Source organism: Pseudonocardia sp. ICBG601 (assembly GCF_020496245.1).
In genome coordinates this window covers 1-6,570 of sequence record NZ_JAHLJA010000276.1, presented here as the reverse complement: position 1 = coordinate 6,570, position 6,570 = coordinate 1, and the positions used below count along the sequence as shown (strand labels likewise).

The 6,570-nt window shown below is 75.3% G+C and carries 6 protein-coding genes and 1 pseudogene; 1 reads left to right on the top strand and 6 read right to left on the bottom strand.

The features are described 5' to 3' along the window. The 3 genes from KPL57_RS65585 to KPL57_RS65575 all read right to left on the bottom strand — a co-directional run. On the bottom strand, window positions 1-1,609 hold a 1,609-nt coding region (locus KPL57_RS65585), incomplete at its 3' end, for an NAD(P)H-binding protein (RefSeq protein WP_226359506.1). 53 nt (window positions 1,610-1,662) lie between these two features. Then, on the bottom strand, window positions 1,663-1,962 hold the full coding sequence (locus tag KPL57_RS65580) for an AzlD domain-containing protein (RefSeq protein WP_226359505.1): 300 nt from the start codon (window positions 1,960-1,962) through the stop codon (window positions 1,663-1,665). After that, entirely contained in the window at window positions 1,959-2,633 is a 675-nt protein-coding gene (locus KPL57_RS65575) for an AzlC family ABC transporter permease (RefSeq protein ID WP_226359504.1), read from the bottom strand. The genes KPL57_RS65580 and KPL57_RS65575 overlap by 4 nt, the downstream gene beginning before the upstream one ends. A 54-nt stretch (window positions 2,634-2,687) precedes the next feature. Between KPL57_RS65575 and KPL57_RS65570 the strand changes: the two genes are divergently transcribed. After that, a complete protein-coding gene (locus tag KPL57_RS65570; RefSeq protein WP_226359497.1) occupies window positions 2,688-3,248 on the top strand; it encodes a helix-turn-helix domain-containing protein in 561 nt (186 codons plus the stop codon). Here the strand turns inward: KPL57_RS65570 and KPL57_RS65565 are convergent, their stop codons facing one another. The 3 genes and pseudogenes from KPL57_RS65565 to pdxS form a co-directional block, all read right to left on the bottom strand. Continuing rightward, entirely contained in the window at window positions 3,249-3,557 is a 309-nt protein-coding gene (locus KPL57_RS65565; protein WP_374204006.1) for a hypothetical protein, read from the bottom strand. It lies immediately after the preceding gene. 127 nt (window positions 3,558-3,684) lie between these two features. Beyond that, on the bottom strand, window positions 3,685-5,070 hold the full coding sequence (locus KPL57_RS65560; protein ID WP_226359508.1) for a hypothetical protein: 1,386 nt from the start codon (window positions 5,068-5,070) through the stop codon (window positions 3,685-3,687). A gap of 243 nt (window positions 5,071-5,313) precedes the next feature. Next, window positions 5,314-6,163, bottom strand: a pseudogene (gene pdxS, locus KPL57_RS65555) (pyridoxal 5'-phosphate synthase lyase subunit PdxS). Window positions 6,164-6,570: the final 407 nt, after the last annotated feature.

Sequence of the window (6,570 nt, the reverse complement as noted above, 5' to 3'; positions counted from 1 at the left end):
AGCAGTCGCGCAGGCCCGCGGCCAGGGCTGACGCGCCGCGTGGTGCCCGCACCGTGCGGGTGCGGCACCGCGCGTCCGGCACCCGCCTCCCGCGTCCCCGGGCGCAGCAGCACCCCATGCGGCGGAGCAGCGGGGTGCGTGGGGCGTCAGAGGCGCGGACCTCGCGCCGGTAGCGGGTCTCGCGACCCCGGCCAGGGTCCGGGCCATCACCGCGAACACGAAGCGCTGCGAGGGGTAGGCCGCCAGCCACCCCAGCCGCCCGGCCATCCCGCGCGGGGGCGAACCGCAGGGTCTGGGTGTAGCGGCTGGTCAGCCGGTCGGTCGGGGCGACGGCGAGCTCCAGCCGGGCGTCGCCGGGCAGCCGGTCGGCGGCCCGCAGCACCAGCCGGTGCGCCGGCTCGACCGCCTCGACGATCCAGCGGTCCAGGGGCTCCCCCGGGACGAGCCGGGCCGGGCCGTCGCCCTGCCGCCGCGGGACCACGCCGGGCCCGCCGGCCAGGATGTCGAGGTGGCCGGTCAGCGTCGCGACGCCCGGGACGGTGTACCAGCCGTGCGGGCCGCCGAGCGTCTCGATCACCGACCAGACGGCGTGGGCGGGGGCGGCCACGTCGCGGGTGTCGGTCGTCGACCACTCCAGCGGACCGGTGCCGGGCGGGTCGGACGGCCCCGGTCCGGCCGCGCCGACGCCGTCGAGGGCACGGCGGACCGCGGTGCGGTACGGGGTCCGTCCGCCGGGCGGGGTGCCGATGAGCACGTCGAGGGCCGCGAGGTCGTCGGGGTCGGCCACCAGCTCGTGGCGCATCGACTCGACCAGCGGCTCGGCCAGGCCCCGGCCGACCGGGGTGAGCGCGGCGACGGCGCGGGCGGTGAGCCGCGGCGCGGACAGCGGGACGGGCACCGGGAACGGCCGCAGCAGCCCGGCCTCGGCGGCGAACTCGCTCATCAGGGAGCGGTAGGTGTGCACGTCGGGGCCGCCGACGTCGAACGCCCGGTCCACCTCGGCGGGCAGGTCGAGGCAGCCGACGATGTCGTACAGCACGTCGTCGACGGCGATCGGCTGGATCCGGTTCCACGCCCGGTCGGGCAGCGGCAGGAGCAGGGGACCGCCCATCGCCGTCTCGGTGAGGTGGCGGATCATCTCGAAGCTGGCCGAGCCGGTCCCGACGACGATCCCGGCGCGCAGCACCGCGGTCGGCACCGGGCCGGCGAGCAGGATGTCGCCGACCTCGCGGCGCGAGGACAGGTGCTGCGACACCCGCCGGGTGCCGGCCGCGGGCTGCAGTCCGCCCAGGTAGACGATGCGACGCACGCCGGCCGCGGCGGCCCCGTCGGCCAGGGCGTGCGCGGCGGCGCGGTCCCGTGCGGCGTAGCCGGGGCCGTCCATCGCGTGCACCAGGTGGACGACGGCGTCGACGCCCTCGCAGGCCCGGCGCACGTCGGCCGCGTCCTGGGCGTCGCCGCGGGCGACGTCGACCAGGTCGCCCCACGGGTGCGCGGCGAGCTTGGCCGGGGTGCGGGCGAGCACCCGCACGTCGTGGCCGGCGTCGAGCAGGCGTGGGACGAGCCGGGACCCGACGTAGCCGGTGGCACCGAGGACGAGCACGAGCATGGGGTGATCCTCGCGGTCCCCGGCGCGGGGCGCGCGCCGGGGTGACGACCGGCTCAGCCGATCCCGGCCAGGCGCAGCCCGGCCGTCGTCGCCGCGGCGAGGACGACGACCAGCACGAACGGCATCCGCAGCAGCAGCGCACCCGCGGCCACGGCCACCCCGGCCGGGCGGGCCCAGCCGGCGAACCCGGCCCCCTCGAACCAGGTGCCGGTGGCGACGAGCAGCCCGACCGCGCCCAGCTCGACGAGGCGGACGGTGCGCGGTGACAGGGCGACCCGGTCGTGCAGGACGAGCGGCAGCAGCCGCATGAGGTAGGTCCCGCCGGCGAGGACGAGCAGGGCGGCGACGGTCACGACTGCTCCTCCGTCCGTCCGGCGGCGGTGACGCCGAGCAGGCCGGCCAGCACGGGCAGCCCCGCCGGCAGGAACGGTGCGCAGGCCAGCGAGACCGCTGCCGCGGCGGCACCGACCCGGCGGGCGTCGACCCGGCGCAGCATCGGGACGAGCATCGCCAGCATCGCGGCGGGGAAGGCCGCGTCCAGGCCGAACGCGCCCGGGTCCGGCACGCTCGCGCCGAGCACGAGACCGGCCGCGGTGCCGAGCTGCCAGCACAGGTACTTCACAACGCCGAGGATCCGGAACGCACGCCACCCCCGCCCGGGGACGTCGGTGCGGGCCAGCACGAACGCCGCCGACTCGTCGGTGACGACGTGGGCCGCGGGCAGCCGCGCCCAGCCCCCACCCAGGTGGCGGGCCAGCGCCAGGCCGAACGGCAGGTGCCGCAGGTTGAGCACCAGCCCCGCGGCGACGGCGGCCCACATGCCTCCGCCGGCGGCGAGCACCCCGGTGACGAGGAGCTGGGCGCCGCCCGCGAACACCAGCAGCGACATCGCCATCGTCATGGCCGGGGACAGCCCGGCGGCCGGCGCGAGCGCGCCGAAGGACACCCCGACGACGGCGACGGCCACCGAGATGGTGAGCGCATCGCGGACGTCCCCGCGGGTCGTTCGCTGTATCGAACGCATGCCCGATACAGTGAACAACACCGCCTGTGTTCGTCAAGTCGAACGAGGAGAACGATGAACCGAACGCCTGAGCCGCCGCTCGCGACGATCGCGGCGGCCATCCGCCGGGAGCGCGAACGCCTCGGGATCTCCTCGGCCGAGCTGGCCCGGCGCGCGGGGATCGCGAAGTCGACGCTGTCGCAGCTGGAGGCGGGCACCGGCAACCCGAGCGTCGAGACGCTGTGGGCGATCGCCGTGGTCGCGGGAGTGCCGTTCAGCGCCCTGGTGGAGCCGCCGTCGTCGCCGCTGCGGGTGGTGCGCTTCGCCGACCGTCCCGCGATCCGGTCGGAGGAGGCCGCGTACACCGGCGCACTGCTGTCGCCCTGTCCGCCGGGCGCTCGCCGCGACCTGCACCTCATCACCTGCGAACCCGGGCCGGCGCGGACGGCCGACGCCCACTCCCCCGGCACCGTCGAGCACATGGTGGTGTCCACGGGCCGGTGGAGCGCCGGGCCGGACGACGAGCAGGTCGAGCTCGACCCGGGTGACCACGTCACCTTCCCCGCCGACCGGCCGCACAGTTACCGGGCGCTCACCCCGGGGGCCACCGCGGTGCTGGTGATGGAGTACCGCTGATCAGGTGCCGCTCGCGCCGCGGGTCGCCGAGCCGGGCTCGGGGTCCGGACCGCCCTCGGTGATGCGGTGCAGCAGTCCGTCGAGGAGCCCCTCGTCGTTGCCGCCCGAGCTGCCCGAGCCGCCCTCGCCCTTCTCCGACCCGGGCAGCGCGTACTGACGGACCCAGTCGACCTGCATCTCCGAGGGCTTCACGTCGCCGCCGCCCTTGGGGAACCAGTCGAGCTGGATGGTCAGGTGCATCGGCCCGGGAGGCAGGATGGAGGTGTCGTCGGTGTGCCACCACTGCTTGCCGTCGACGAAGGCGGTCACGCCCTTCGGCGTCCACTCGACCGCCCAGTTGTGCCACTGGGTCGCGTCGATGTCGACCGAGCCCTGGACCTGGGAGTTGTCCTCGCCGTAGTGCAGGAACAGGTTGGTCTTCTGCCGGTGTGGTCGGTCATCTCCATGAAGTCGATCTCGCCGCCGACCGGGAAGTTCTCCGCGGTCGGCCAGAGCAGCAGCAACGCGTTGTACGACGGGTCCGACGCGGCGCCCGCACCCGGCCCTCCCAGCGGCCGTACTTCTGGCTGCTGTCGGACCAGGCCATGCCGCCGGTGGTGCCGTCGGCGTCGCCGTCGATGGTGAGCACGCCGTCCTTCACCGAGATCGCCGACGGGGAACGGGTCCCCTTTCCGGCGTGGCCGGGGCCGTCGTAGGGGCTCCAGCCCGTGAGGGTGTCGCCGTTGAAGTCGTCGACCTTGGTGGGCTCGCCCCAGCCGTGCTCGACGGCGGCGCTGGTCGCCGCACCCGGATAGGACGGGACCGCCGGGGCCGCAGGGCCTGCCGGGGCCGCGCCTGCGGCGCAGTCCGCGGGGGCCGGGGTCGCGCCGGGGGCCGAGGTGTCGGTCGGGGTGGTCGTGGCGCCGCCGGGCGCCGCGCCCGGGTTCGCGGTCGCCGAGGTCGTGTCCGAGGGTGAGCCCCGCTCTCCGCCCTGGTCGCCGCCGGATCCGGCCTGGTCACTCTTATCGCCCTGGTCGCCGGCCGAACCGCCCTGGCCGTCGCCCGAGGTCGTGTCGTGGCCCGAGGCCGGGTCGGAGCCCTTGTCGTCTGCGGCGCTCTTGTCGTCTCCGGCGCCCTTCTGGTCCCCGGCGCCCTTCTGGTCTCCGGCGCCCTTGTCGCTGCCGGAGCCCTTGCCGCTGCCGGAGCCGCCGCCGGACCCCTGGTCGGCTCCCTGGTCGCCGCCGGAGCCGGAGTCGCCACCGGAGCCCGTGGCGCCGTCCGATCCGTGGTCCCCGCCGGAACCCTGGTCGCCGCCGGAGCCGGTGTCGCCGCCCGGGGACGTCGTACCGCCCGGGGATGTGTCGTCGCCGGACCCCCTGTCGCCGGAGCCGGAGTCGCCCGTGCCCGACGTCGTGTTGCCGGAGTCCCCACCGGAACCCGACCCCTGGTCTCCGCCGGAGCCCGAACCCGAGCCGGAGCCGGAGCCGGAGCCGGAGCCGGAGCCACGGTCACCACCCGAGCCGGACCCCGCATCGCTCCCCGAGCCACCCGACCCCGACGATCCCCCGTCGTCACCGGAGCCGCTCCCGGACGCACCGTCTCCCCCGGGCTCGCCCGTCCCGGGGGCAGCGGAGGCGTCGGGCTTCCCCGACCCGGCATCTCCGTCACCGCCGGTGACCGGACCACCCGAACCGGCTCCCCCGCCCGGGGTGGCGCCCGTCGTGGGGCAGTCCGCGGTCGTCGTCGCACCCGCTCGACCGTCTCCGGTGTCCGCGAACGCCGCGGCCGGAAAACTGATCAACATCGCGGCGGCGATCGCCACGACCCTCACAGAGCGTCCCATCAGGCTCCTCCGTAACAGTGGTCTCCTGATCCACATCGCACGCTAGATGCCACAGCGTCACCACGAGCCCCTCTGTCACCACATCGAGTAGGCAACCCCTCCACCGAGCGACGCGGAACGTGTCCGGAACGGACGACCACGCGGCCGGGGGACCGATCGGGTCACCGGACCGTGGTCCCCGGAACGACGAGAGCCCCGTCCGGCGGCGTGCCGGACGGGGCTCTCGGGGCGGAGCGGGGGTGCTTACCAGCCGCGAGCGGCGTAACGCTGCTCGTCGGGGATGTCGGCGATGTTGATGCCCACCATCGCCTCACCGAGACCGCGGGAGACCTTCGCGATCATCTCGGGGTCGTCGTGGAAGGTCGTGGCCTTCACGATCGCCGACGCGCGCTGCGCCGGGTCCCCGGACTTGAAGATGCCGGAACCGACGAACACACCCTCGGCGCCGAGCTGCATCATCATCGCGGCGTCGGCCGGGGTCGCGATGCCACCGGCGGTGAACAGCACGACCGGCAGCTTCCCGGTGCGGGCCACCTCGGCGACCAGCTCGACCGGGGCGCGCAGCTCCTTGGCCGCGATGTAGAGCTCGGCGGCGTCGAGCGAGGCGAGCCGGCCGATCTCGGCGCGGATCGAGCGCATGTGCCGGGTGGCCTCGACGACGTTGCCGGTGCCGGCCTCGCCCTTCGAGCGGATCATCGCCGCGCCCCTCGGAGATGCGGCGCAGGGCCTCACCGAGGTTGGTGGCGCCGCAGACGAAGGGGGCGGTGAATCTCCACTTGTCGATGTGGTGCGCCTCGTCGGCCGGGGTCAGCACCTCGGACTCGTCGATGTAGTCCACACCCAGTGACTGCAGGACCTGGGCCTCGACGAAGTGGCCGATGCGGGCCTTCGCCATGACCGGGATGGACACGGCCTCGACGATGCCGGTGATCATGTCCGGGTCCGACATGCGGGCCACGCCGCCGTTGGCACGGATGTCGGCCGGGACGCGCTCGAGGGCCATGACGGCGACGGCCCCGGCGTCCTCGGCGATCTTGGCCTGATCCGGGGTGACGACGTCCATGATCACGCCGCCCTTCAGCATCTCGGCCATCCCGCGCTTCACCCGCGCGGTGCCGTGCTGCGGACCGGCGGTGTCGGGGGTGTTCTCAGCTGCGGACACGGTGATCGGAGCTCCTCACATGACGGTCGGACTGCGTCGCGATTCTACGTGAGGTCGCGCAGGTGAACGCGGCGGTTCCGGATCGGCGATCTCGAAGTACACCGGCTCCGGTGCGGTCCCGTACAACCGCAGCATCCGGACCAGCCGCCGGGACCGCAACGCACGGGTGTCGCGGACGGCGTCGTTGGCACCCGGCGGGCCAGCACGACCAGCGCCTCCGCCTCGGCGAGGTCGCCGCAGGGCGCGGGCTCCCCCGGCCCCCGCCGGACGGCGGCGAGCTGCCTGGTCAGGGCGTTCTCCGCGGCCTCGCGGGCGGCGCGGCTCCCGGCCGGGTCGCG